The 26,172-nt window shown below is 58.2% G+C and carries 16 protein-coding genes and 1 pseudogene; 11 read left to right on the plus strand and 6 right to left on the minus strand.

Annotated features, from left to right (window positions below):
- Positions 1 to 541: 541 nt before the first annotated feature.
- The 4 genes and pseudogenes from Enr13x_RS16455 to Enr13x_RS16470 all read left to right on the plus strand — a co-directional run bounded on the left by Enr13x_RS16455 (position 542) and on the right by Enr13x_RS16470 (position 4,261).
- Positions 542 to 1,435: an Rpn family recombination-promoting nuclease/putative transposase gene (locus tag Enr13x_RS16455; RefSeq protein ID WP_145387845.1), complete on the plus strand. Its 894-nt coding sequence runs from the start codon at positions 542 to 544 to the stop codon at positions 1,433 to 1,435.
- A 273-nt stretch (positions 1,436 to 1,708) separates the two neighbouring features.
- Positions 1,709 to 1,924 (plus strand): annotated as a pseudogene (locus tag Enr13x_RS16460) (hypothetical protein); the annotation flags it as partial.
- Positions 1,925 to 2,286: 362 nt separating this feature from the next.
- Positions 2,287 to 3,309: an SPFH domain-containing protein gene (locus tag Enr13x_RS16465; RefSeq protein ID WP_145387849.1), complete on the plus strand. Its 1,023-nt coding sequence runs from the start codon at positions 2,287 to 2,289 to the stop codon at positions 3,307 to 3,309.
- A 64-nt stretch (positions 3,310 to 3,373) separates the two neighbouring features.
- Positions 3,374 to 4,261, plus strand: a complete 888-nt coding sequence (locus Enr13x_RS16470; protein WP_145387851.1) for an SPFH domain-containing protein — start codon at positions 3,374 to 3,376, stop codon at positions 4,259 to 4,261.
- Between the two features lie 260 nt (positions 4,262 to 4,521).
- Here Enr13x_RS16470 and Enr13x_RS16475 read toward each other — a convergent pair whose 3' ends face one another.
- Positions 4,522 to 6,894 carry a PVC-type heme-binding CxxCH protein gene (locus tag Enr13x_RS16475; RefSeq protein WP_145387853.1) on the minus strand — a complete coding sequence of 791 codons (2,373 nt, stop codon included), beginning with the start codon at positions 6,892 to 6,894 and terminating at the stop codon, positions 4,522 to 4,524.
- Positions 6,891 to 8,021, minus strand: coding sequence for a c-type cytochrome (locus Enr13x_RS16480; RefSeq protein ID WP_197456072.1), 1,131 nt, complete (start codon positions 8,019 to 8,021; stop codon positions 6,891 to 6,893). Before Enr13x_RS16480 ends, Enr13x_RS16475 begins: the two co-directional genes overlap by 4 nt.
- 506 nt (positions 8,022 to 8,527) lie before the next feature.
- Between Enr13x_RS16480 and Enr13x_RS16485 the strand changes: the two genes are divergently transcribed.
- Both Enr13x_RS16485 and Enr13x_RS16490 read left to right on the plus strand, forming a co-directional pair.
- Positions 8,528 to 10,051, plus strand: coding sequence for an efflux RND transporter periplasmic adaptor subunit (locus Enr13x_RS16485; protein WP_197456073.1), 1,524 nt, complete (start codon positions 8,528 to 8,530; stop codon positions 10,049 to 10,051).
- Positions 10,048 to 13,314 (plus strand): efflux RND transporter permease subunit, encoded by a 3,267-nt coding sequence (locus Enr13x_RS16490; protein WP_231744335.1) that lies wholly within the window; start codon positions 10,048 to 10,050, stop codon positions 13,312 to 13,314. The genes Enr13x_RS16485 and Enr13x_RS16490 overlap by 4 nt, the downstream gene beginning before the upstream one ends.
- Here the strand turns inward: Enr13x_RS16490 and Enr13x_RS16495 are convergent.
- The 3 genes from Enr13x_RS16495 to Enr13x_RS16505 form a co-directional block, all read right to left on the minus strand.
- The gene (locus Enr13x_RS16495) at positions 13,311 to 14,279 is read right to left on the minus strand and encodes a phosphotransferase (RefSeq protein WP_197456074.1); all 969 of its coding nucleotides are present in this window, start codon (positions 14,277 to 14,279) and stop codon (positions 13,311 to 13,313) included. The genes Enr13x_RS16490 and Enr13x_RS16495 overlap by 4 nt on opposite strands.
- Positions 14,280 to 14,384: 105 nt before the next feature.
- Positions 14,385 to 15,731 carry an ADP-ribosylglycohydrolase family protein gene (locus Enr13x_RS16500; protein WP_145387861.1) on the minus strand — a complete coding sequence of 449 codons (1,347 nt, stop codon included), beginning with the start codon at positions 15,729 to 15,731 and terminating at the stop codon, positions 14,385 to 14,387.
- A 97-nt stretch (positions 15,732 to 15,828) separates the two neighbouring features.
- Entirely contained in the window at positions 15,829 to 16,497 is a 669-nt protein-coding gene (locus Enr13x_RS16505; RefSeq protein WP_145387863.1) for a hypothetical protein, read from the minus strand.
- Positions 16,498 to 16,664: 167 nt separating this feature from the next.
- Here Enr13x_RS16505 and Enr13x_RS16510 point away from each other — a divergent pair, with 167 nt between their 5' ends.
- Positions 16,665 to 18,152, plus strand: coding sequence for a leucine-rich repeat domain-containing protein (locus Enr13x_RS16510; protein ID WP_145387865.1), 1,488 nt, complete (start codon positions 16,665 to 16,667; stop codon positions 18,150 to 18,152).
- A gap of 326 nt (positions 18,153 to 18,478) precedes the next feature.
- Here Enr13x_RS16510 and Enr13x_RS16515 read toward each other — a convergent pair whose 3' ends face one another.
- Entirely contained in the window at positions 18,479 to 20,920 is a 2,442-nt protein-coding gene (locus Enr13x_RS16515) for a CehA/McbA family metallohydrolase (RefSeq protein WP_197456075.1), read from the minus strand.
- A 232-nt stretch (positions 20,921 to 21,152) separates the two neighbouring features.
- Here Enr13x_RS16515 and Enr13x_RS16520 point away from each other — a divergent pair, with 232 nt between their 5' ends.
- The 4 genes from Enr13x_RS16520 (at position 21,153) to arsB (ending at position 25,979) form a co-directional block, all read left to right on the plus strand.
- Positions 21,153 to 22,625 carry an efflux RND transporter periplasmic adaptor subunit gene (locus tag Enr13x_RS16520; RefSeq protein WP_197456076.1) on the plus strand — a complete coding sequence of 491 codons (1,473 nt, stop codon included), beginning with the start codon at positions 21,153 to 21,155 and terminating at the stop codon, positions 22,623 to 22,625.
- A 16-nt stretch (positions 22,626 to 22,641) separates the two neighbouring features.
- Positions 22,642 to 23,952: an ABC transporter permease gene (locus Enr13x_RS16525; RefSeq protein ID WP_145387869.1), complete on the plus strand. Its 1,311-nt coding sequence runs from the start codon at positions 22,642 to 22,644 to the stop codon at positions 23,950 to 23,952.
- Positions 23,953 to 23,960: 8 nt separating this feature from the next.
- Positions 23,961 to 24,419 carry a hypothetical protein gene (locus Enr13x_RS16530; RefSeq protein WP_145387871.1) on the plus strand — a complete coding sequence of 153 codons (459 nt, stop codon included), beginning with the start codon at positions 23,961 to 23,963 and terminating at the stop codon, positions 24,417 to 24,419.
- 372 nt (positions 24,420 to 24,791) lie between these two features.
- Positions 24,792 to 25,979 carry an ACR3 family arsenite efflux transporter gene (arsB, locus tag Enr13x_RS16535; RefSeq protein WP_145387873.1) on the plus strand — a complete coding sequence of 396 codons (1,188 nt, stop codon included), beginning with the start codon at positions 24,792 to 24,794 and terminating at the stop codon, positions 25,977 to 25,979.
- The last annotated feature ends 193 nt before the right edge of the window (positions 25,980 to 26,172 follow it).

Here is a 26,172-nt window from a genome sequence, read left to right on the forward strand (position 1 = left end):
TCGACCGAGCGGAGCCGACGGCCCGCGGAGGTCGTGACAGCGACCGAAGGATGAGGGTAGCGCCGAGCGCGAGCGAGCAGTACCGACGCAGAGGGCGGAGCCCGATAGAGACAGACGAGGCAGGATGCCAGTCGAACGCGCTCATGCCATGGAAGGGTCGGCAGGAAGTTTGAAGCAAGAAGTGTGAAGCCTGAAAACGAAGCAGTCGAGTATGGAGCGAGAAGGATGCCGTGATATGACTCGGTCACGAGCAGCTCAACACGACGCAGATCTACACGCACGTGTCGATCAAACGCCTCCGCGAAGTCCATGACAAAACGCACCCGGGGGCAAACGACCGCGAACCGACCGATCGGCCAGATCACGAAAGCTGACAGAGAATCCAACCAGCATCCGCTGCTGCATTCTGTATAGTGCCTCGCCGTCGCGATACTTCGGCGAGGCTTTCGGCAATCCAGTCTTTGCGCGTCGACGACCCAACCATCACTGGAGTAGATTGATCGTGAATCCGTCACTCCCGTATTGAGTCAACCATCTGCGCATGGCCATCGGAATCGATCCCACCGTCGACTACGTCTTCAAGTTGCTTTTGGGCAGCCCGGAACACCCTGCGATCACACTGCACTTTCTCAACGCGATCCTCGGTGATGAAATCCAGATCACGGAGGTCGAGATTCTCAATCCGATCCTTGGCAAAGACGACGATATCGACAAACTGTCGATTTTGGACGTCGCGGCGCGGGATTCAACCGGCCGCCTGTACGACATCGAAATGCAGACGACGCTTCCGGCCGGCCTGTCCCAGAGACTCGCGTACTACACCGCCTCGCTTTACGTCAGCCAAATCGGCGAAGGCGACGATTACTCGCTGCTGCGGCCAGCCATCAGCATCTGCGTCCTTGACGCGATCCTGCTCCGCCAATCTCTCCAAATCCACAGCGATTTCCGGCTTCGCAATCGAGATGGCACCATTGAACTGACCGAAGGGCTTCAAATTCACCTTCTCGAGTTGCCAAAATACATGCTCCCGAGCGATAATAGAGTGGTTACCGACCCGGTGGAAGCTTGGTGTTACTTCTTCCGCCGGGCCGACGAAATGACCGCCGCTGAAATCCGACAACGCTTCAGTTCATCCGCCTTCAACGAAGCCGCCGAGGTCCTCGAAATGATCCAACGTACTCCCGAGCAGCGTAACCAATATGAACTACGCCTTAAAGCACAGCGTGATGAACGTGCCAGAATGCAGTACGCGGTCGACCAGGCTCGTCAAGAGGGAGAAGCACTTGGTGAAGCACGCGGTGCAGGACGTGGACGGATCGAACTCCTCCGCGAGCTTCTGGGTGTCGACCAGACATCAATTGCAGATCTGTCGATCGAGCAACTTGCCGCACTCGAAGGCGACCTAAAGCGTCAACTGCGCGAGCGTGGAGTTTAGTGCGGCATTTTGAGCTTCGCTTCGGCAAACGTAATCCGTCTCATGCGCTGCCCTTCCACCATTCCCTCGTACCGTGCCAGTGGGTGCAGCGGACGGCATCGGATTCAAGGATGCATGCCTCCGATTCTGAAATCAGATCATAAGTGTAGTGGTGACCGGCAAAAAGTAATTTTGACGGACAAATGGACAAATGGTGCCACCCACCAGTATTTGACTCGCCTTGTCCACCGGGGTGGGATCACACCACTACTCACTCGCGAGGAGGGATTTAAGATGGGACGTCCGCTGCGTTCGGAACAGGTTGCTAGTGACGAAGTGTCGATCGTGCATGCCGTGCAGCGGTGTGTCCGGCGCGCTTTTTTAGCCGGGGTCGATCAGGCGACCGGCAAGGACTACGGATTCAGGCGCGAGTGGATTCGGCGGCGGATGGAAGCGCTGGCGTCTGTGCTCGGCATCGATGTCCTCTCCTATGCCGTGATGTCCAATAATTGTTCGGTGGGTGGCACCAATTAGAACAATCCCTGATCGTTTTTGCCGGCTTAATCCATTCCGCTTGGAATACCGTCATGATTGGGAAGCACAAGCCGAAGGCGGCCGAACGGGTCGGTCGTTGGTCGCAGGCGTTGTATCCCCTGTTGCTGATCGTGGTCCTGGTCTACTCCTTCGTGTGAGCTGAGGGTCGCGAGTGCGAGAATTTGACGGCTTCTCTGAAAAACTTCGCCCTTGAAGGCGTCGGTTGAGGCCCATTTTGGGTGTTGCGGGGAGGAATGCCCCGCCCGGACTTAAGCGTGCGGTATCTTTAGATTCTAGGTACCGCTTCCAGTTTTCGCCCAATCACACCAAGCACGGCTATGTCATTTATCCTCGGACTGATGATGGGCATCATCATCTACAGCTTCTTCCGCTGCATTGTCGGCGGTTTCTACACGGTCAGCCCCGATCAACGGGCGATTGTGACGAGTTTCGGTAAAGCTCAGCGTCTGGAAGGGATGCAGGTCACCGATGGTGACACCGATGCTGACGGTTTGAGTGACGAAGAGCATCAACGGTATGAATACCCTCAAGTCCGTGTCGTTGGCCCCGGTGGTCCCTATTTCAAGATGCCATGGCAAGACGTGCACAAGGTTTCCGTCGCGACTCAGGCGGTCGATCTTTCTTGGGACCCCTCGAAGGCGCAGGACACGATCGAAGCGGTCACGAAGGATAACCTGACGACCGGGATCAACGGCCAACTCCGCTATCGAATCAGCGAGAGCAATCTGTATCCGTATCTGTTCGGCGTCGCCAGCCCGCTTGAGCACGTGATGGGTTACTTCGTCAGCGTGCTTCGCGAGCGAGTCGCCAACTTTGTCGACCCCAAGGGCCAAACGCTGTTGGTCGATGCGGACGTGGAAGGGGAGGAAGGCGAGCAAACCTCTCCGGCGATCGATCTTTCCGAAGGCGTTTCGATCAATGACTTGCGCAAAAATCTACCCCTGCTGAATCAATACATGGAAGAGCAGTGCCGATCGACGACCGGTCGCTATGGCATCGAACTCGACGCGGCACTGATCACCGAGATTGACCCGCCGGGTGAAGTCGATCGGGCATTGTCGGCGATCAACAGCACACGAAACCAAGTCGCCGCCGACCTCAGCACCGCCCGTGCCGACAGCGAGCAGCAGATCACGATGAGTGCCAGGGCCGTGGAGATCGCGACGAACAACGCGCAAGCGGAAGTCGCACCACTTCGTGAACTCGCCCAGACGCTCACCGAGATCAAAAACGAAGGCGGCTCGTCCTGTCTGCACGCCTATCTGCGGAACGCCCGGATTCCGCTTTATTCCGTGGCCCGACGGGTGATCCAGACCACCAAGGCGGACAGCGGCGGTTGAGACACGATGGGTAACGGCTGGCATTCGAAACTGAAAATACAACGATTCTTGATAGGGTGATACGATGGGATGGTTCGGCGGCGGATTTATTTTCGGCTTGATGTTGATTCCAATTCTGCTTGGATTTGCACGGTTCTTCGGGCTCTATGCCTGTGTCGGCGAATGCAAGGCACACGTCTTTACCTTGTTCGGCAAGGTGATCGGGACGCTTGATCAACCGGGGTTGCAGATCCCGGTGCTGAAGTTCGGCCCCCGGGCCCTGCTGGTCCCGTTCTTCGGAAAATCTTACGTCGTCGACACGTCGCTTCGCCAACACTACTTGCGAAGCCAGATGGTCAACTCGGAAGAAGGCACGCCGATGGGCGTCGGGATCTGGTATGAGATGCGGGTGACGGATCCGGTTTCGTATCTGTTCACCAACGCCAATCCCGATGGTTCGCTGCAAGCCAACGTGACCAGTTCGACCATTTCCACACTCAGTAACTTGGAAATGGAAAAGATGCTCGAAGACCGACACTCGCTCAGCCGAACGGTTCGCCGAACGGTCTCGCCGTTGTCAGAGAAGTGGGGCTACACGCTGGGATCGGTTTACATTCGTAAAGTCGCGTTCACCGATCGTCTGATGGTCGACAACATCACCGAAAAAGTCGTCAAGCGACTAGTTCAAGTGACCAGTGCGATGAAACAAGACGGTGAAAACCGAGTCGGTCTGATCAAGAGCGAAACGGCATTCCGAGTGTCACAGAAAATGGCCGAAGCGTCCGCATCACGTCCCAAGATCGTCGGCAAGGCGCTCAACGAAATCGCCGCCGCCGACTCGGAAATTTTGGACACCGTTTTGTCGGTGATGGAAGTTGACACGTTGATCGAGTCGAACGCCGAAGTCGACTTGCTGCCCGATTCGAGTAACGTGCTGATTCAGGTTGGCCAGGGCGGCGGACGTGATCAATAGGCGGGGGGGGAATGCTTGATCATTGTGTCAATGGATCGATTTTGCCCGGCAGAGAAATGGCAGAACGATACGGGGCAGAATGATGGGGGCAAGACGATGGGGGCAAGACGATGGGGTGGCAGAATGATGGGGTGGCAGAATGATGGGGTGGCAGAATGATGGGGTGGCAGAATGATGGGAGCAATGAGACAGATGGGGCCCTATGGCCTCTGCGTCCTATCGCAGCATTGGTACCCCAGCGATGACCGGTGGCTGCACGGCTATCGGCTGACCAGTTTGACTTCGTTCCAGTAAGCCCATTCGTTTTGCCAGTCGTTGGCCCGGTTTTCCAGCGTCAGACGGACTTGCCGGCCGGCGTACTTGGACAAGTCGACGTGGACGTCCAGCCATTCGTTTTTCGAGACCGTGCTGGTGCTGATCGTCTGATCCGCGAGGACGTCTTTTCCGACCAGGACGCGCAGTTGCCAATCGCCGTGCGGGTGATGGCTGACGCGCATCTGCAAGCTCGTTTTTTTGCCCTCGGGAATCTTCACGTCACGAATCATTCGACAGGGCTGATGGCGGTCTTTCGGATGAGTCTGCATCGCCGACCGATTGCGGAAGACTTTGTGGTGAACGATGCCACCCTCGCCGACGTTGCGGACGTCAAATCCCGGCGCGACTCGTGCCACCACGCGTTGCCAATCGGGATCCGACGCTTCCGCGACATCACCCGTCGCCAAACGCCTGGCCACAGATTCTTGCAAGCTGGAAAGCTTTCCCTTGACGGCCAAGCTCAGTGCTTTTTCGGGGAACTCTGGCACCATCGGTTCGAGCGCGAACCAATACATTCGGGCCAGGTTGTTGTCCGTCGCATCTTCGGCGTGCATCGCCAAGGCCTGCAGGATCGGCCAACGATCGGCGTAGGGCAGACGCTGGACGGCAGACGCCAGGTAGAGCCGTACCACGGGCGATTCATCCTGCTGGGCCATCGACGCGAATTTGTTCAAGACATTTGCGTCCAACCCGGCCTGTGACGAATCGACGTCCGCCAAAAAGAAGGCGTCGACCGTCGTTTGTTCGCTCAACAATTGGACCGTCCAGGCACGAACATACGGATCGTCGTGATCGAGCAACATCGTCATTTCCTCCGGTGCCACCGAGCCCGTCACGTGCGCCGCCCACAAGGCACGCAATCGTTTCGGCGAGGTGTCGGCCTGATGAAACATCTGAACCAGTTGCGTCTTGGCTGCTGATCGATCGAGCGTCCCAGCGGCGGCCCGAGCATGCAGCAACACGCGTGCTTGGCGAACGTACCAATCGTTGGCATGCCACTGCATGGCGATCAATTCCCGGTCCGATAGTGATCGCAGATGAGGACGAGCGATGGGGGCCGCCCCTTCGGGCATAATGCGATAGATCCGTCCGCTTTGAGGAAAGTTAATCGCGTTGCCGCAAATATCGGTGTCGTGCCAATCCAAAATGTAGACACCGCCTTCGGGGCCGATTTCGACGCTGAATCCGACCCAGGCCAGATCGTTGGTCGGTAGGAAATCATCGCCGTGTTGACCGATGAAGCTGGAACCATTGGGCACCATCACGTCGGTCAGCACGCAGTGCTCGTGGATGTTGCACATGAACAGGCGGTCGTGATATTCCTCGGGAAAGGCATCGGCCAGATAAAACCTCGCCCCGCCGTGGGCGGACAAGTGCGCGTGATCGCGGATGGTTTTGATGTCGTCGTAGATATACGGGTTGATGTGCGGGCGACTTTGCTTGGTGTAGACGCCGCCTTGAACGACATGGAACAAGTGCGGGATGACGCAGCACGTGGCAAAACCTTGGCCGTGTTTGTCAAAATCAAATCCCCACGGGTTCGACAGGCCGCGGGCAAACACCTCATACTTCTTCGTCACCGGGTGGAACCGCCAAATTCCGCCGTCGATGAATTGACGCCTCGAATCGCTTTCGCCGGGCCGTCCCACGCGCGACTGGGTGAACACGCCGTGGCAGCCATACAGCCATCCGTCGGGACCCCAGATGAAACTGTTCAGCGTTTCGTGGCGGTCGTTGATGCCCCAGCCGTCCAGCAGCACTTGGGGTGGTCCGTCGGGCCGATCATCACCATCGGCGTCGGGAATGAAACTGAAGTTCGGCGGCGAGCCCACATAGACGCCTCCGAAGCCCACCGCGATTCCGGAGGTAAAGGTCAGGTCGTCGGCAAAGGTTGTCTTCTTGTCAAACACTCCGTCGCTGTCGGTGTCTTCCAGGATCTGAATCCGGCTGACCTTGTCGTCGGTGTGTTCGCGACGGGTGCGGTAATTCAAATTTTCGACCACCCACATCCGGCCACGATCGTCAAAGCAGAACGCGATCGGTTCGGCCAAGTCGGGTTCGGCGGCAAAGATCGAAACGTCAAACCCTTTTGGGATCGACATTTTTTTGACCGCTTCCTCGGGTGTCAAAAATGGCGCGTCGCTGGTCCGATGTTGTTGTTTGGGCAGCAGTTGTTGTGCGGTGGCGGCGGATGGGAAACTGACGAGCCATGCCAACGTCAGGCAGATGCCGGTCAGCCGCGTCGTTCGGTCGTGGGCCCGTAGGCTGACGTCGGACGGCTGACCGGATTCGACTGGTTGTGTTTCTTGGATCTTCATTTGGCCGCCTCCACTTGCGATTTCGTTTGCATGTATTTGACCAGGTCGAACAGGTCCTTGCGGCTGAGCTGATCGAGCTGGCCTTCGGGCATCATGGACTTTTCGGACACCTTCCTGGCTTCGATATCCTCTTTGGCGATCACCACCCGGGGTTGATCAACCGTCTTGAGGACGACGCGTCGATTGTCCTCTTCGGCCAGCACTCCGGTCAGCACCCTTCCGTCCACGGTTTGGATCAACTGGGTTCGGTAGCCTTCGGGGACGTCGCCGCTGGGGTCGACACTGTTTAACAGCAGGTAGTCCAGATTGGCTCGGTTGGATCCGGTCAAATCAGGCCCGACTTTGCCGCCTGCTGCGTACATCAAGTGACAGGCACCACAGGTCTTTTGAAACACCACGCGTCCTCGTCTTGCATCGGCACTGGCCAGCACTTCATCGGTGATCAAACGCTTGTATTTGTCGATCATTTCACGCGTGTTTTTCTGCAGTTCAGGAATCTCGCCGTAGACTTCCGTGAACTCTTTTCCGAGAACGTCACGGAGGGATCGGGCGATGTAGGACGGAATGTGTTCGCGTGGGACGATGTTGGTTTTGATGCCGCGGACCAACGCTTTCGCGTAGGCTTTTCGCGTCGCGAGCGTTTCGATGATTGCCCGTTGGGATTGGGGGGCTGCATCGGCGTAGCGGGCGAGCAGGATGTTGGGAGCGTCCTGTTTTGCGATGATTCCGTAGGCGCGAATCGCATCAAGGTGAAGCGCTTCGATCTCCAACAGCCCTTCCAGTTCGTCGGCCAGACCTTCGTAACGCTGCGTCACCAGTGAGCCGAGGGCGGCCTGACGTTCGGCGCCGGGGGCGCTGGAGTCTCGGAGTGTCGCGAGTGCGCGTTCGGTTGCCGCGGCGTCGCCAAAAATCTGCGACAGGCGGTCGGCGGATTCACGTATCGACGCGTTGTCACTGCGCGACAAAGCCTCCGCCAGCACACTCCAATCGTCCGGGGCCTGGACGTTACGTCGTCCTTCGAGTCCCCGCAGCATGCCTTTCATCAACGCAGCCCGCACGGTGTCTTGATCGGTTTGGCGAATCGTTCGAACGAGCAGGGCGAGTGTCGCGGCTTCGTCAAGCGCCATCGCGACGGGCTGGGAGGTGAACAGAAGCAGTAGGGGCAGCAGTACCAGTCGTCCGGATCGAGCGAGCGACGCGTGGCAAGGTGGGTGGGGAATCGGTTTCATCTGGAAGCAGTCAGGGGCGGGGCATCGGGTGATGGGAGACTGATTGTAGTAGATCCCGATTGGGGATGGGGGCAGGACGATGGGGGCAAGACGATGGGGGCAAGACGATGGGGGCAGAACGATGGGGGCAGAACGATGGGGGCAGGACGATGGGGGCAGGACGATGGGGGCAGGACGATGGGGGCAGGACGATGGGTGGCAGAATGATGGGTGGCAGAATGATGGGGGCAGAATGATGGGGGCAGAATGATGGGTGGGAGGAGGATGGGTGGGAGGAGGATGGGTGTGGCGAGCTAAAACCGTGAAATTCGTGACCGTCCGCTACTTGAGCTATCATGTGGTGTTTCAATCGAGCACGATTGCACCGCCGCGTTCACAGCTTGCATAATCTACGGGTGTCGTTGATGAAGAAATGGATTCCGGTTGTCGGACAGACGCTCCTGTCGATCGCAATTTTGGCCGTCGGTTTGGGCGGTTTTATTCTGATGGGGACGCCCGAGGTTCCGGTCCAGGAACCGGTGCGGTCGCCACCCGCACTGGTCGTCGCCGAACCCGCGGTCGCGCACACCGAGGGCATTGCGTTTGACGTCGACGGAGTTGTCGTTCCGTATCGCGAGATCGACCTGACCGCCCAGATTTCGGGCAGGGTTCAGTACAAGTCCGAAGCGTGCCGCAGTGGCCGGACGGTCCAGAAGGGCGATCTGCTGTTGCGCATCGAACCGGACGACTATGAGCTTGAGGTTCGGCGTCTGACCGAAGAGCTGGCGCAAGCCGACGCGATGATTTTGGAATTGGACGCAGAAATCACATCGTCGGACAACCAGATCGAATCGTCGCGTCAGCAACTGGCGATCGACGTGCGACAATTGAAACGCAGCGAAGATCTGATGCGGCGCAGTGCCGCGTCCGATTCGGAAGTCGACAGCGCACGCAAGGCGGAATTGACGACTCGAAACACCCTGCAATCGCAGATCGACCAGCGGAATCTGCTGGTCCAACGCCGCTTGCGAATGGAAAGCGCCAAGGCGCTCGTGCAGGCGAATCTGGATAAGGCCAAGTTGAATCTGACACGCACCGAGATCGTTTCGCCGATCGACGGTGTGGTGGTCAGCGAAAGTGTTGAGCAAGACGGATACGTTCAAGCCGGGGGGCCGGTCGTCGTGCTGCAAGACACGTCACGGTTAGACGTCAGCTGCAAACTGTACATGCATCAGATGCATTGGCTATGGCAGAGCGATGCGGCAGACGGATCGGCCGAGGGTTATGAACGCGGATACGATTTTCCCGAAACCCCGGCCACCGTGATCTACCCGCTCGGTGAAGAAGACTACGCGTGGCGGGGTGTCGTCGATCGTTATGACGGGGCCGGCGTGGATGCGCAAACACGCATGGTGCCGTGTCGCGTGCACGTCGATGATCCGACCTCGGTGATGAAGCTGAGCGACCTGGAGACGATCAGACGCGCCGAAGCATTGGTGGCGACGCAGTCGGATTTGGACGACGGTTCGGGGGACGATTCGCCGAGTCTTGGCGCGGAAATCACCGCCGGCAGCTTGAATCTGCAGCCGCCCACGTTGATGACGGGCATGTTCGTGAAAATTCGGATTCATGCGACGCCGCCGATCCCGCTGGTCCGATTGCCCCACCGGGCAATCCAGCCCGGCAACACGGTGTGGACGGTTGAAGCTGGCAAGCTCCACAAGAAATCGATCGCGATCGCCAATTCGTCGCAGCAGTATGTCGTTGCGTACCAGCGCAGCGGCGGTTTGAGCGCCGGCGATTTGATCGTGACGTCACCCTTGGCGACACCTGTCGAAGGGATGCCGGTCAGCACGTCGGCTGATGCACCGGCCGGGCCGGGACGTCGCGGTCCACCGGGCGGAAAACCGAAGACCGGCGGCCCGGCCCGGGGAGGGCGGCCACAATGATGAAGTCCATCGTTCACGCCTCGATCAACAATCGCGCCGCACTGAATTTATGCATGGCCGCGATCATGATCGTGGGTTGGTTCTGCTTGCGGGCGATGCACCGCGAGTCGTTTCCCGAATTCGAACTCGATCGGATCACGGTGACCGTGCCGTATCCCGGGGCGGCGCCGCAGGAAGCGGAGCAGGGGATCGGGCAGAAGGTGGAAGAAGCCGTTCGTTCGATCGAAGGCATCAAAAAAGTCACGACGGTGGCAATGGAAGGTTCCTGTACCGTGTTGATGGAGTTGACTCCCGGGGCACGTTCGCCGGATCGGATCTTGGACGAAGTCCGTTCGGGCGTCGATCGAATCCCCAGTTTCCCACTCGAAGCCGAAGACCCGGTCGTCACGCTGGTCACCAACCGGCGCCCATCGATTCGCGTCGGCGTGATAGCGCCCCAATGGGCACCTCGAAATGAAGATGAATCGCTCTCTTCGCAAGCGGAGTTGGATTTGCGAGAAGTCGCCGAACGGGTCCGAGACGATCTGCTGGCGATTGATTCGGTTTCACAAGTCGACTTTCTGGCGGCGCGCAATTACCAGATCGACATCGAAATCCCCGAACAGACGCTGCGGGCACACGGGCTGACGCTGCGTCAGACGGCGGAGATCATTCGTCGGGAAAACCGCGAGCTGCCTGCCGGTTCGATTCGCAGCCAATCGCAAGAAGTGTTGCTGCGTGGGAACAATCGTCGTACCCGCGGCGACGAGCTGGCCGAATTGCCATTGGTCACCGAGCCCAGCGGTGCGGTGTTGACCGTCGCGGACCTGGGGACGGTTCGTGATGACTTCACTGACGCGACGGCGATCAACGTCATCAACGGACAACCCGCGTTGGCGCTGTCGGTCGAACGCAGCACTTCGGAAGATCTGTTCGTGATGATCGATGCGGTGAAAGGTTATGTCGAGCAGGCCGAATTGCCGACCGGATATCAGCTGATGACCTGGAGCGACGAATCGGTCGAGGTCCGTGGTCGTTTAGATCTGTTGCTCAACAACGGGGCACAAGGTCTGTTGATCGTGTTCACGTTGTTGCTGTTGTTCTTGGACCCGAAGCTGGCGTTCTGGGTGGCGTTGGGCATCCCGTTTGCCATCCTCGCCTCGGGGATCTTTTTGTATTGGACCGGGCAAACGTTGAATTTGATTTCGATGTTTGCGTTTGTGATGGCGTTGGGGATCGTGGTCGATGACGCGATCGTCGTGGGCGAAAACGTGTTCGCCCATCGGCAAATGGGCAAGTCTCACATGCGGGCGGCGATTGACGGAACGGTGGAAGTGATTCCTTCGGTCACCACGGCGGTGTTGACGACAGTGGTCGCGTTCGCACCGCTGCTGTTCGTCAGCGGGACGATGGGGAAGTTCACGGCGGTGATGCCGGCGGCGATCATCGCGATCCTGCTGGTGTCGCTGATCGAATGCATCACGATTCTGCCCTGTCACCTGGCCCACGAAGACAGCATCCTTTTCCGGATCTTCAAGGTCGTTCTGTATGTTTTGCGACCACTGTTGTTCGTCGCGCAAAAACTGAACATGGCCGCAACGTCGTTGTTGGACCGCTACATCCAGCGCGTTTACAAACCGACGCTGGCGTGGTCGTTGGGCAACCGCTCGATCGCGGTGGCAATTTGTTTTGCGGCGTTGATCTTGACCGGCGGTTTGTACCGATCAGGGATCATCCAGTTCAACTTCTTTCCCAGGGTCGACGGCAATACGCTCAGTGCGAACGTGGTGTTTCCTGATGGGACACCGGAAAGCGTGACGATCGCGGCGACCAAGAAGGTCGAGGACGCGTTCTGGCGGATCGCAGATCGCTATGAAAAGAAGGGGCAGCCGATCGCAAAGACGTCCTACCGTGTCGTCGGTGCCTCGGTGCAAGGCGGCGGACCCGGTGGATCTCCCATGCCGTCCGGTGGCGGTGGCCACAAGGGCAGTGTGGAAGTGGAACTGGTCAATGCCGAGAGCCGCGGGGTGCACAGTCGCGCGATCGTCGCGCAGTGGCGCGAAGCGGTCGGAACGATCGTGGGCACCGAAGAACTGACGTTGGGCACTCGGTCGTTCGGTCCCGGCGGGACGCCGATCGAATTCAAATTGCTCGGGCCGTCGCGCAAAGTCGACGATTTGGATGCGGCCGTAGATGAGTGCAAGGAAAAACTGGCCACTTATCCCGGCGTGTACGACATCAAGGACGATTCTGTGCCGGGCAAGTGGGAGTACCGTTTTCGAGTCAAACCCGAAGCGTTTGCGATGGGCGTGCGGACCGCGGATTTGGCCGAGACCGTCCGCGCGGCATACTATGGTGAAGAAGTCATGCGGGTCCAGCGGGGGCGTCATGAAGTCAAGATCATGGTCACCTACCCGCGTGACGATCGCCGGTTGTTGGCCAATTTTGACGAGGTCCGCGTGCGGCTGAATGATGGGGTGGAACGCCCGATCACGGAACTCGCTGAGATCGACGTCGTGCGAAGTTATTCCGAAATCAATCGGATCGATCAAGCCAGATCGATCACCGTGTCGAGCAACCTGGACGAGGAGACCGGCAATGCGGAGGAGATTGTGGCGGATCTGCAAGCCGAGTTCTTACCGGGATTGTTGGCCAAGTATCCCGACGTGCGCGTCCGATGGGAGGGACAACAGGAGCGGCGTGCGGAGTCGATGGGCAGCTTGTTCAGCGGATTCGGCGTGGCGTTGTTCGTGATGTACATCTTGTTGGCGATCGAATTCAAGTCCGCGGCTCAACCGTTATTGGTGATGTTGATCATCCCCTTCGGAGCCCTCGGCGCCGTGGCCGGGCATTTGTTGATGGGATTGCCGCTGACGTTGTTCAGTTTCTATGGCATCATCGCCTTGACCGGGATCGTGGTGAACGATTCGATCGTGTTGATCGACTTTATCAATTCCCGCGTCAGGGGCGGGATGCCGATCGGTCAAGCGCTGTCTGAATCCGGCGTGCGCCGGTTTCGCCCCGTCTTGCTGACCACGATCACGACGATCGGAGGGCTGGTTCCGATCTTGATGGAGTCGTCGATCCAAGCCCAGATTTTGATTCCGATGGCGACCAGCATCGCGTTCGGAGAATTGTTCGCGACCGTGATCGTGCTGTATCTGGTTCCGGTCACGTACTCGTTGTACTGGAGCGCCGGAGGGCGATTGGTGCACGAATCAGAAGACGAGAATGAAACGTATCAGAGTGATGAACCGGCGGTGCCAATGCCGGTCGCGACCTAGCCCATCCACGCCCGGGCGACGTCGATCCATTGGCGTTTGGTTTCCAGGGTCGCGGTGAGCGGCAGTTGGGCGACGCCCAGTAAACGCCGCAAAATCTCCAATCCGGCAAAGCGTTGCCAGCGATCGTGCGAGATCGATCCGGAATCGTGGTAGTCGGCCAGGATCAGCTGCTTCGCTGTCTCGCAGTCGATGCCGCAGAACACCGCGTGTGCGAGCAAGACTGCCAAGTCGAACTCCGGCGGTCCGACGAAGCTGAACTCCGGGTCGATCACAAAAAAGGTCGGATCTTCCTGCCGCGTCGTCGACAGGCGTCGCATGAAGGAGCCCGGGTAGTAGTCGCCGTGCAAGAGTCGCGCGTTGGGATCGTTCCAGGATGCGGGGTCGATGTACAGTTCGCCCATTTGTTTGGCGATCACGAGCAAGTTGTCATCGGCAATGACTTTTTGGCGTTCGGTTTCCAACCCCGGCGTGATCTGTTCCAGGTCGATCGGAAGATCGGTTTGAAACGGGATCTCAAATAGATGCTGGTGATTGAGTGTTCGAAGTTCCAAGTTTTGAAATGAGGAGCGTTCATCGGTTTGCAATTCGATCGAATGCAAGTGGCCGAGCCAGCGAGCGGCGGATTCCAGCGGTAGCGAAGCTTGCCCGTAGGCGTCGGTCATGTCGACGGCGCCGGAAAGATCTTGTAGGCAGAGGGTGTAGTTGGCGGCGTCTTTGCCGACCAGCGCTGGCATCTGTGCGGCGACATTCGCGAACGGACGGACGCGTTCGTAGAAACGTGCTTCCGACCAGGAACGCTCGACGGGCGCGGGGATGGTGGGATACTTTTCGACCCAGGGACGCGATTGCTTCAGGATCAACGTTCGTGCGCGACGAGCTTGGTCTTGAAGCGTTGCGCGCAGCGTGCAATTCATGTTGCCTTCGCCGGCCGATTCGACACCGACTAGAATTTCGTCGTCTCGCATCCATCCGTTTCGCCCAAGCGATCTGGCGACCGACGCAGGGTCAATCCTGGAAATCGGATCATAGTGCATGGGAGCGGACTGGGCAGCGTCGTCATCCACCTGGGGTTACCTACTGAATCGCAATTGTCGGGTGTGAACGCGGTCGGCCGCTTGTAGAAGGGTCTGGCACCAATCATCGACCGACTCGCCGAAGTCGACTTCTAAGCGTTCTTCGACTTGGCGGACCATGGATTCGGGAAACGCTTCGTGTCCATGAATCGCACCAATCCACGCGCCCAGCAGCTGTGCGTAGGAATCGGTGTCGTGACCAAAGTCGAGACACAGGTTCATCGCCGCCATCGGGGCGTCGCGACAGAGGTGCATGATTGCCAGCGGCACCACGAACGTGAAATGGGCATCCCACCAATAATGGGGCTTTCCATCTTGCTCCAATTTTTCAAACAGTTGACGCGGATCCCGATCGGCCGACTCGGCCCATTGCCGCCCTCGGCGGAGCCACTGGGCAAACGGCCTTTCGGTGAACGGGATGTCGGCGTAGTGGTAGGGATCCGTCTGGATCATCGTCTGGATCAGCGTTTGTATTCGCGTGTTCGGATCCGAGTCGTTGTGGCGATCCGAAAGCACTTCCGCGATTCCCGAGTTGATTGCGGCACAGAAGTCGACCGCATGGTCGGAATCCAAAAAGTCGATGGCGTAGGTCGCTTCGTATGCCGCGACAGGTTTTCCGGGAAAGACGGCGGCCAGGGGAAGCAACGCCATCTGGCCGGAGCAATTGGCCACGCCTGCCCAAAGTCGCTCGGGAGGGTACGCCGGATCGGAAGCAAGGTTGGCCGGCGCATGCTGTGACCTGGCCGTCCACCAACGGGCGGCGTCACGGTAGGGTTTGAATCCGTCATGATCCAGCGCTGCCGTCGATTCGGCGGTTTCATCCTTGTGTCGCAGCGGACGCAAATACTCGGCTGCCAAACGCGAGCGGTCGAGCGTGACGGGGCCTCTCTGGGCGTGGTCCAGCGTTCGCTTGATTGCACGCAACAGAATGATCTTGTGACGCGAATCGTCCGTGATGGTGCCTGCCGGTGCACGTTTTCGCCACGGTCCAAAGGGCGCCGTTTCCGGGCGTAGCGTTTCGTAGCCACGCAGCCGAAGCGATCGGGCAAGTGTTTTACAGTGCGTCGCTGTCAGTTTGGTTCCGGCTTTCCAATGACGGACGTGCGGCATGTCGTCGGGCAAACGATCGGGATCGGAAAACTCGATCGGTCCGCCAAGTGCGTCTCCCAAAAGCGACCCGATCAGAAAACCACGCAAGCGGTCGAGCGAAATGCCAAGCCGATGGGCGAGGTCTTCGGTTGTGTCGGCATTCTTGGAATGGCCTGCCGCCGTCTGGGCGATCCCCCTGACGGCCGAGGCGGCCAAGCTGATTGCGATTGACGAGAGGATTCTGCGACGTTTCATCTTTCCTGCTCGATCGGATATCCCACCGATTGGCCGCGTTCGTTCGGACCATCCGACGATGGCTGAATCATCTGCACCTGGTGCGGCTGTGCTCGGTTCAGCGTCGGCGTCGGCAACTCGCAATGCTGCCGATTAGAGCCAGCATCGCGAAGGAATTGGGTTCAGGGATCGCAACGGGGGGGGAGATAAAGCTTGTTTGGCTGTCAAAATAGTAAGGGCGATCTGAGGTCGGGTTTTGGAGCGAAATGCTGTTGATGCTGTTCGCCCCCGTATCGTCGACCAAGCCGAGAAAGTAGCCATTTGCGGGGCCTGGCAAATCGATCACGGTACTTGTTGCTTCGAGCGACTGACTGCCGCCTGCCGACGTGAGCGAGAACGCGGTCGACAAGGAGCCTTGGTAGACAACGAAGATGCCTGCGGCTGAACGACCAGTGTCGAAGCTCATGGTGATCACTTCATTCTCGAACTCAGGGAAAGCAAGGATTCCGTTGCCGATGAAATTATCCGGACTGATGGTGCCATCGCTGATACCGTCGGTCACATAAACACGCATGGATCCGCCGCTCGAAAACGTGACGTCGTCAATCCTGTTGATCGTATTGCCGCCGGGGAGTGAGTCAAAATCGATGACACTTTCGCTGCCGAACGCGGCAGATTGGAACGACGCGTAGTCCGTGTACCCGACGATGGCTGCGGAGGCGCTGGGATGCTCCAGCACGATGGAACTGAGAAGCAATAACGTCCAGAGCTGGGTTGCGGTCTTCATAGCGCCAGACATCTCAGGGGGGGGACAACATGGTGAATGATTCTGTGCCGCGGCGGGCAAGCGGGCTTTGAGCGAGCTGTTAAACTAACCGAAAGTTGAGGTGCGATCGGAGCCTTGGCGCCACAGCGGGCTCGATTTGGCTGTTTTTCTGAGAAAACCATGTTTTGATGTCCCGCTTGAAACGCATTCGGTTCTCGATTCGAACACTCCTGCTGCTGGCAGTCGTCACGGCGGTGGGCATCGTTCTTTATCAGCGTCATGCGCGGATTTACGGCACCGTCAAGCGATTTGAGTCGCTTGGCGGGACGGTCAGGTACCGTGCGTCTTTCCTGGATGGGTTTCATGCTTGGACGGGACACTTCTGGGCCACGCCGATTGAGGTCCAGCTGTCGCACAGTCGGATTCGCCGTGGCGGTCTGGTGGGAATCGAGCATCTTGAATCGTTGGAGAGACTGTATCTCAATCGTACCGGGATCGCTGTCGATGACGTTGCCGAATTGGCCAAGTGCAAGCGACTGAAACGATTGTCGTTGTGGGGCAACCACAACATCACCAGCGGCGCGATCGATCATCTGACCACGTGCCCGATGCTGGAGGCGTTGGATGTTCACGACACTCGGATCGCTCCGTCAACACTCGGTCGCTTGGGTGATTTACCGCATCTGAGCCGGTTGGTGTTTTCTACGGAATTCTACCATGAAGAAAGTCGTCGGATGAGTGGGAGCGTGATGCGTCAACTCGCACCGATTGATCAGTTGCAACCGGTCGGTTCGTGTTTCTTGTGGGACTTTGACGCCGACGAGATACAGATGTTCTGCCAGACGGACACGTCACGGATGGATAAGTTGCTATTGCGCCAGTGTGAACTCACCGCTCAGGCGTGCAGGGCGATCAGCTTGCTGCGGGCGAGGGAATTGGATTTGCAATTGTGCGATCTCGATGACCGTCGATTGCAACGGATCGATCCAACGCGTTTTGGCCGGATCGATATCGCCAACCGAAAGGGAACTGAAAGACCCGACATCACGCTTGACGGAATCACTGCCTGGTTGCCGACGGGATTGCGAACCGTCGGCCTGTACGACGGGTACGTTGAGTTTATTGACGAGCCTAGCACGCGTTGGAAGTATCGTTTGACGATTCCATCTCAACCACTCAGACAAGGATTGCTTCATCAATGGATCGACATGGGTCTGAATACATTGGATCTGAACGTCGAAGACAACCTCGCCCATGATCTTGAGATTGTCGCAGCGATCAACCCGCCCATCGACCTGCAGATACGTAACCACCTGTTCGTTTGGCCCTTCCTGTCGCGGATGGATCAATTGCAGGGACTGACGTTGTACAACGATGTGCCAACTCCGATTCGATTTGTCGATGGACTCTCACTGCGATCACTTTCGCTGTACGGCAGGTTCTATCCAAACAAGGGAACGTTTCAGCAGATCGCCAAGTTACAGCAATTGTCGTGGCTGCAGATACGCAACCGCAACCTGGTGACTTTAGAAGACGTTCAGCCGCTTGGTGATTTGCAACATTTGACGACCGTCCGGATCAGCAAGCTGACGCCGGAGGCCGAGGCGTATCTGGATCGGGTTTGTGCGGAGAATGAAACAGGCGTTTCGGACTCGGTGCCTTCACGATCGGATTGAGTTGCAATGCCTGCTCGGTGATGAAGCGAGCGGATTGTGAATCGGCGTTGCAGGCAACGCTGTGGAGCATTCTTTTAGCGGTAGGGCGCGAGCCCTCCGGTGTTGTGGCAGAGAGGAAGAACCGGAGGGCTCGCGCCCTGCCGCTAAAACCTCAACAAACGCAGGGGGAAAATGCTTCACAGCGTTACGTTGCAGGGCCCGCGCGACGTCGCGCGGGGCGCCGATGGTCGCGGTCCCCCTACACGTTTGCTGCCTCGCATCCTGGAGCGGTTCCAAATCGCCAGCCCGAACGAACGGATTCCGATCCTCTATTCCAAGCCAACCGATCACTCATCGATCGACCGGTTAGCGATCATCGTAGTTGCTTCCGCGAGAATCGTTCGATAGCGCTCCGCGGCGCGGTCGTAGGCGGCTTTGGCTTCGGCGCGTTCAGATTCGCGGATTTGACCTCGCTTGGAGTTCCAACACGTCTGGACCGCATCGATGCACCATTGGGCACTCTTCTTACTGGCCCGGATCGGTTCGTCGTCGACGTGGACGAAGACCGGATTGGTGTGGACCGACGGCAGGATGCGGACTGCGATCCAAGACGACGCGTCGATCTGGACGGGGATTGAATGAGAGGTCAGCGATCCGTCGGCGACGATTTCGCGTGTTGCGGCGACACGACCGTTGACGATGACTTCCACCGGAACGCGGCGTGAATCACCGAGTCGACAGCGCTCGATGTGCCAGTAGGGTTTTTCATCCAGACGCAGTTTTCGAATCCGCTCGGTTTCGTCGGTCGGCGTCTCTTTCAACAACGCCGCGACGTCGAAGGTGACGTTGACGGTTTGGGGTTGGGCCAAATCCAAGCGGCTCGCCGGGGCGGATGCCGATCGTTTTTGTCCTACGCGCAGCCCGTCGACGGCGTAGTCGATGATGTGACTCAGTCCGTCCCCGCAATAGCTGCGGCCGTCTTTCAGTCCCGCGATCCAATTTTCGTAGTTGAGAGGTTGATCGTCGTCGAGTTGCACATAGATCCGGCCCAAGCCGACGCGGTCGCCATAGATACAGGGGAAATCGGTTTCGCCGCTGATCCGGGCGGTCATGCCGCAGTTGAGTGTGTGGTACCAGATGTTCAATTCCCAGATCGCCGGCGTGTCGACGGCGGAGATGAAATCACAAACACCGTCGGTCACGGTGACGATGTATTCGTTGGCTCCGATTCCATCGAATGGAGGCATCTCGTAATCGGGCAGCGTATCGGCGGCTCGGCCGCGCCAATCCCCCGCGGCTCCGCCCCAGGGCCGACCGACAAACTTGCGTGATCCGTCGGGCATCTTGTCCGGCAGCGCCAATCCCCATCCGCTGTGGCTGTAACCGACGACACCGCCTTGCTGCTTGCCCCATTTCAGCACCGGCAAGGTCCAACTGGGCCAGTCCTCGAGAACCTGTGTGCCCGGATAGTCGTCTTCGGATAAATTCAGCAGGCACAGATGACCGGCGTGGGAACTGGGGAATCCGCTGACTTCGACGTCGTAACGCATCAGATGGTCCTCGGTTGAAAGCGCCGACGTTTGGCCGTTGAAGAATTCCTTTTGGGTGTACCAGCAGGGGCCCCAACTGAGCACGCAGCCGACGTTGACGTCTTCGCCCAGCAGGTGTCGCATCATGTCTTCGGGGCCGACGCCTTCGGTGGGGCTGTCATAGTGGGCACAGCCGGCGGCGTGGACATGGTGGTCGCCGGAGTACCAGTGACGTTTGGCCAGATGGATCCAACGTTTCAGTTGAAACGATTCACGGTGCTGGGCGGTTTCAGGGATTTGAAGACGTCGCCGGATCGGTACGTACTCCGGCCCACGCGTGACCGAAACGTTGTAGTCACCTGGCGGCAACAAGACCGATTCGCCATCGGCACGGTAGACCTGATGGTGAAAGAAGAAATCGGGCGCCAGCCGCTTGGCGGGGTTGGGGTACACGCGTCCGCGGTCGTCGGTGATCAACAGCGAGGCCGTTGTCGGCTTGCCATCGACATCGCTAATCCCCAGTTGCACGTCCACGGCTTTTTGGCAATCGAACAGGATCGGAACGCTGTTTCGAAACCCGATGTCCTGTGTTCCCTGGCCGACATTGAAGGCGATGTTGGCTTCGCGTTTGCCGGCATCGCGGCTGCCGAGCATCACGATTCGGTATTCAAGGTTCAGGCCGCTGAGTTGTTTTTTCATCGGAGCACGGTTGAGCATGGACAGATCCAGCCAACGGTCTTCGGTTTCACTCGGATCGACCAAGTCTTCGTCGGTTCGAGGCTGTTGTCTCGCGCCGCGTCCCTTTTGGTAAACCGGTGCGGCGTTGGGGCTGTCGGCGACCAATTCCGCCGTGATGCCGGCTTCGTTGTGGACTTTGACCAAGAAGGCTCGCCAGCCTTGTTGCATCAGCTGTTTTTTGACAGGGCCTTCGGCGACCTTGACTCGGCTTTCGGCATTGATGTGCACCGACGCCAAACACAGTGGGTCCAACGTCGATTGAATGGCGCGGGACACGTCGGCCGGTGTGTCGAGTTCTCGGGCCAACAGAATCGCGGCCCGTGTCGCCTCGTTGAGCGGCGATCCGGCAAACTCCATCGCTTCGGCCAACCGTGCTGTCGCGGCCAGCAGGGGTTGTTTGGGAACATGATGAACGATCGCCAAGTCGTCTTGTCCGCTGGCCAGACGACCCGGGTGCAGCAAACAAATTGCGATGCCGATCGCCAGAAGGTTGGAGCTGGAGACGTAGCGTGCCATGTTCATCGAACGTTCCTTAGGGCAGGGGATGGAAGGGAATGTGGGGTATCATTTTGTATCGTATCCATCTCTGGAGCGTGCACGAGGGGCATTTTCGAGAATCGTGGATTTCAAATTCGTTCTCAAAAAAATGCCTTCAGCGGGTAGACTAGAAGAGAGGATCATGGATTCAGCAATCATGCCCGTGCCATTCGTCTTCTGTTTCCTGGAATCCGTACCTACTCCCCGCGACAGTCCAATGGCTCATCCGATTTCATCTGTTTCGATCTGGGGGCGACGAACATTGATCGCTCTCGTGTTGCTAGGGGCAGTCGGCGCCGTCACCACGTTTGCGACCAGTGCACTGGATCGCGACGTCGAGTCGTCGATTCTGACGCATCGCGTCTCACTCGGCAAACTGGCGGTCACGGTGACGGAAAACGGAACCGTCGAGAGCAGCAACAACGAAGAAATCAAGTGCATGGTCAAAGGGGGCAGCACGGTCCTGTGGGTGATCGAGACTGGGACGATCGTCAAGCCCGGTGATGAGTTGGTGCGGTTGGACACGTCACAGATCGAAGACAACATTTTGGCCCAGGAGATCATTTACGAGAACGCGTTGGCCAACAAAATCACTGCCGAAAGCGACGTGGCGGTCGCGGAGAAGAGTATTACGGAATACCTGGAAGGGACCTTCATCGAAGAACGGAGCACGATCGAGAAAGAGATCTTTGATGCCGAGCAAGCGCTCAAGCAGGCCGAACTGAGCTACGAGTCCAGCATTCGGATGGCGGCCAAGGGGTTGATCAAGACGCTTCAATTGCAGGGCGAAAAGTTTGCCGTCGAATCGGCTCGCAAAGCGTTGGAATTGAAACAGACCCAGTTGATGGCGTTGGAGAAGTACAAGAAGCAGAAGGAGGTGCAGACGTTGGAGAGTAACCTGCGGGCGGCCAAGGCGCGACTGGCGTCCTTTGATGCGTCACTGCGACTCGAACAAGCCCGCTTGGAACGCGAACAAGAACAGTTGAAGAACTGCACCATCACCGCGGAGATCGGTGGGATGGTGATTTTTCCGTCGATGGCGGATTGGAAATCCACGCCGGATATCGAAGAAGGGGCCGTTGTGCGTGAGCAGCAGACGTTGTTGGTGATCCCCGATGTCAGTCAAATGCAGGTCAAGGTCGGGATCCATGAATCCAAAGTGGATCGATTGAAAGTCGGTATGCCGGCGCAAATCGAATTGCAGGACGTCCAGCTGGTCGGTGAAGTCAGCGAGATCGCCGAAGTGACCAAGCCGGCCGGTTGGTGGACGGGCAACCTGGTCAAATACGACACGATCATCCAATTGCAACAACGCGAGGGGCTGAAGCCGGGCATGAGCGCGATCGTCGACGTCGTGCTGGCCGAGCACGATGACGTACTGACCGTTCCCGTCGCGAGTATCTTGGAAAGCGACGGACAGTTTTTCTGCTGGGTGGAAGAACGCGGCAAGGTGACTCGGCGGCTGATCCAATTGGGCGACACCAACGACGAGTTCACCATCGTCACGGCAGGACTGGCCGAGGGCGAGAAAGTGGTGTTGGATCCGTTGGCCTACGTGGATGAAGCCCAACAACAGGCCTTGCGTCCGGCGAGTGCCGGGGAGAAAGACGCCGAGGAGTTGGCCGGCGTCGTGAAGGAGGATTCCCAATCGGACAACGCTTCGTCGTCCGAGCCCGTCCCTGGAACGTGAGCGAGGCCAAAACGAGATGGGCAAGTTCACGCAAACGTTGAAGCTGGGCTTTAAAAGTCTGATGGTCCAGAAGCTGCGATCGGCGCTCGCGGCATTGGGGATTTTTATCGGTACCACCACCGTGATCTGGTTGGTCGCAATGGGCGAGGGTGTCAGCTATGACGCCCAGCAACAGATTTTGCAATTGGGTGCGAAGAACATCATCGTCCGCACCATCGAGCCGCGATCGAGCGAAGATGCCGACGAACGCGTCAAGACCTATGGCGTCACCCGGGCCGACTATCGCCGCATTTTGTCCAACGTGCCGACGATCGAAACCTCAGTGCCGATCCGCGAACTGCGTCGTGAATTTATGGTCAAAGGGCGGCGGATGGATGCCAAGTTGATCGGATGCACGCCGGAGCACTTGGAATTAAACCGGTTGGAAATCGCCCGTGGGCGTTGGATCAACGAGCGGGATGATCGAGAAAACGTGGTCGTCCTGGCCGACGGAACGGCCAGGCGGTTGTTTCCCCAAGAAGATCCGATCGGCCAGAAAGTTCGCGTGGAAAGCGACGTGTACCGGGTGATCGGGCAAACCAAACCGCGCGAAGCGTCCGCCGCGGTCGGTGGGTCGCTCGATGCGCGTGAGTACAGCAGCGACGCCTACATCCCCCTGAAAACGTTCCAGCATCGGGTGGGAGATCAAATCATGACGCGGACCGGTGAGGGGTTTAATTTCAAGGGTGAGATCGTCGAATTGACGCAGATCACGTTGTCGGTGCGCGACATCCAGGACGTCGACGTCACCGCCTCGATCGTCAAACACTTGTTGGAATCCTATCACGAGCAAGAAGACTTTGCGGTTGTCGTCCCGAAGGAGTTGTTGCGGCAGGCCGAACGGACACGGACGATGTTCAATGTCTTGTTGGTGGTCATCGCGGGGATCTCGCTGCTGGTCGGAGGGATCGGGATCATGAACATCATGTTGGCGACGGTGACCGAACGGACCCGTGAGATCGGGATCCGCCGTGCCTTGGGGGCCAGACGCATCGACATCATTCAACAGTTCTTGACCGAGACGCTGGTGTTGACCGGAAGCGGTGGGTTGTTGGGCGTGCTGTGCGGGTTACTGTGCGGGCCGATCTTTCGCAGCCTACGATCGATCGTGGCAACCGTTTCGCCGGACATCTTGCCCGAGATCGTTTATACTCTGGAACCTCGGATTGCGTTGTGGTCGGTGCTGTTGTCGCTGTTTATCTCGCTCGGCGTCGGATTGATTTTTGGAGTCTATCCGGCGCGACGCGCGGCCTACATGAGCCCGATCGAAGCCCTTCGTCATGAGTAGCGAATTGGATGGGATCGGAAATCAACCCCTACGCGGCGCCGCAGAGTGCACCGGCGCGACCGGTACCAATCACCGTCGATTTTGGGCAGCGACGGATGCGATTTGCCGTCGGGTTTGCCGCGTTGTTGATGATCGGATCGCTGCTCGCGTCGGCATTTGCGATTTACGACATCGAGTCCATCGTGGTCAGCGGTCCACTGTTGTCGCTGTTTGCGCTCGTGCTTGCGGTCCTGTCGATTCGATCTGATCTGCGCGGATTTTGGATCCTCAGTGCAGCGACGGTCGCGATGTCGATCGGATGTTTCTTGACGATCTTTTTGGGAGAGTGGTCCCCCGGAGATGCGCAGGTTCCGATCGGAGCAGCGTCGGTCGTGTTTGCAATTGTGATCCAGGCGGGCTGGGTCATGGTGCGGAGCGTCTGGGAACGCGGGAAGGGTTTGGGTGAGGGGGATTCCAATCCACAGTGACGCAGACGAGCAGAGAAGACCCGAAGGCGATACTGGATACCCAAGCGGTGAACCCCCAACAATCGCGCCGCAAAATGATCGGCGAATTAGCACGTCAATCGATGTGAAGCGTCTCAATGCTGAGCCCCTCACCCCCAGCCCCTCTCCCCCAATTCCTGACTCGCTTAGGCTCGCCAGGAATCGGGGGAGAGGGGAGCCAGGGTGATTCATGTTCCCTCCTCGATTTAGCGGCAGGGCCAAACGTGGTGGCATCGGGCTGGCGCCGTTGACCCATTGGTTTCGAAGGACATTCCGTCATTGACAAGGTCCCAACACGGCTCTATCGTTAATCGCAGATACACGATAGTAGGTCCCTTGATGGAAGACTTGGAAATGAACGATCCTGAAACCTGCCCCACGGAAAAACAGGGCATCAGCTTCTTTGAACGCTACCTGACCGTCTGGGTGGGGCTGTGCATCGTGGCCGGAATCGGACTCGGCAAGATCGCTCCCGGGATCGCCAAGTCACTCGATGGGATGGCGATTGATGTCAATGGTGCCCCGGTGATTTCGATTCCCATCGCGGTCTGCCTGTTCTTCATGATGTACCCGATCATGGTCAAGATTGACTTCGGCGAAGTTGTGAAAGCGGGCAAAGCGATTCGCCCGGTGGGTTTGACGCTGTTTCTCAACTGGGCGATCAAGCCGTTCACGATGTACGCGATCGCCAGTTTCTTTCTCGGCACCTTGTTCCTCGGCTTCATCGGTCCCGACGCGGTCGATTACGTGAAAGCCCCCTTGGGGAGCGAGCTTGAGGTCGGCGCAACGTATGGTGCCGGTGAAGCGGTGTTGGTCGACGGCGTGACGATGTTAGAGGTTCCGCTGTGGCGCAGCTACTTGGCGGGCTGCATTCTGCTGGGCATCGCACCGTGTACGGCGATGGTTTTGGTTTGGGGATTCCTGGCGAAGGGCAACGACGGACACACGCTGGTGATGGTCGCGATCAATTCACTGACAATGCTTGTGCTGTACGGCGTGTTGGGCGGATTTTTGCTCGGCGTCGGACAGCTTCCGGTTCCCTGGCAAGCGTTGTTGTTGTCGATCGGCGTTTATGTCGCGCTACCGTTGGGGGCCGGCTACCTCTCACGCAAATGGCTGATCGCGACCCGGGGAGAAGCCTGGTTTCGCGACAAGTTTTTGCACTTTTTGACGCCGATCACGATCACGGCATTGCTGGCGACGCTGGTGCTGTTGTTTTCCTTCAAGGGACAAACGATTGTTGAGAACCCGCTGACGATTCTTTGGATTGCCATTCCGCTGACGATCCAGACGCTGGTGATCTTTGCACTGGGCTATGGCATCAGTAAAGCGATGGGATTCACGTACGAGTCCGCTGCGCCGACCGCGATGATCGGCGCGTCGAATCACTTTGAAGTCGCGATCGCGACGGCCACGATGTTGTACGGGTTGTCCTCCGGGGCAGCGCTTGCGACCGTTGTGGGTGTGTTGATCGAAGTGCCTTTGATGCTGGGGCTGGTCAAGTTCTGCGTCAAGACGAAAGGCTGGTTCCCGGCCAGTTAAAACTGCTGTGCAGCCAGGGACGTCAATTGTCTAAGTGACGGATGTGATCGTAGCGGAAGGCGCCAAGACTTTTGCAGCGCCGGCCCTCTCTGGGGTTTGCTTGCTGCGCAAACGCCGTCTCTCCCAGGGGGGGCTTCGCGGATTTTAGTGGGTGCTCTCGAAGACTCGGGGAAGGTTTTTTGAGGGATGACTG

The organism is Stieleria neptunia (assembly GCF_007754155.1).
In the GTDB taxonomy this organism is placed as follows: Bacteria; Planctomycetota; Planctomycetia; order Pirellulales; family Pirellulaceae; genus Stieleria; species Stieleria neptunia.

Bases quoted from the DNA above. Each gene is read 5' to 3' on its own strand.
- Enr13x_RS16505 (WP_145387863.1), bottom strand. From the start codon at position 16,497: ATGAAGACCGCAACCCAGCTCTGGACGTTATTGCTTCTCAGTTCCATC.
- Enr13x_RS16455 (WP_145387845.1), top strand. From the start codon at position 542: ATGGCCATCGGAATCGATCCCACCGTCGACTACGTCTTCAAGTTGCTT.
- Enr13x_RS16525 (WP_145387869.1), top strand. From the start codon at position 22,642: ATGGGCAAGTTCACGCAAACGTTGAAGCTGGGCTTTAAAAGTCTGATG.
- Enr13x_RS16510 (WP_145387865.1), top strand. From the start codon at position 16,665: ATGTCCCGCTTGAAACGCATTCGGTTCTCGATTCGAACACTCCTGCTG.
- Enr13x_RS16490 (WP_231744335.1), top strand. From the start codon at position 10,048: ATGATGAAGTCCATCGTTCACGCCTCGATCAACAATCGCGCCGCACTG.
- Enr13x_RS16530 (WP_145387871.1), top strand. From the start codon at position 23,961: ATGGGATCGGAAATCAACCCCTACGCGGCGCCGCAGAGTGCACCGGCG.
- Enr13x_RS16485 (WP_197456073.1), top strand. From the start codon at position 8,528: ATGAAGAAATGGATTCCGGTTGTCGGACAGACGCTCCTGTCGATCGCA.
- Enr13x_RS16470 (WP_145387851.1), top strand. From the start codon at position 3,374: ATGGGATGGTTCGGCGGCGGATTTATTTTCGGCTTGATGTTGATTCCA.
- Enr13x_RS16465 (WP_145387849.1), top strand. From the start codon at position 2,287: ATGTCATTTATCCTCGGACTGATGATGGGCATCATCATCTACAGCTTC.
- arsB (WP_145387873.1), top strand. From the start codon at position 24,792: ATGAACGATCCTGAAACCTGCCCCACGGAAAAACAGGGCATCAGCTTC.
- Enr13x_RS16520 (WP_197456076.1), top strand. From the start codon at position 21,153: ATGGCTCATCCGATTTCATCTGTTTCGATCTGGGGGCGACGAACATTG.
- Enr13x_RS16500 (WP_145387861.1), bottom strand. From the start codon at position 15,731: ATGAAACGTCGCAGAATCCTCTCGTCAATCGCAATCAGCTTGGCCGCC.
- Enr13x_RS16475 (WP_145387853.1), bottom strand. From the start codon at position 6,894: ATGAAGATCCAAGAAACACAACCAGTCGAATCCGGTCAGCCGTCCGAC.
- Enr13x_RS16495 (WP_197456074.1), bottom strand. From the start codon at position 14,279: ATGCGAGACGACGAAATTCTAGTCGGTGTCGAATCGGCCGGCGAAGGC.
- Enr13x_RS16480 (WP_197456072.1), bottom strand. From the start codon at position 8,021: ATGGCGCTTGACGAAGCCGCGACACTCGCCCTGCTCGTTCGAACGATT.
- Enr13x_RS16515 (WP_197456075.1), bottom strand. From the start codon at position 20,920: ATGAACATGGCACGCTACGTCTCCAGCTCCAACCTTCTGGCGATCGGC.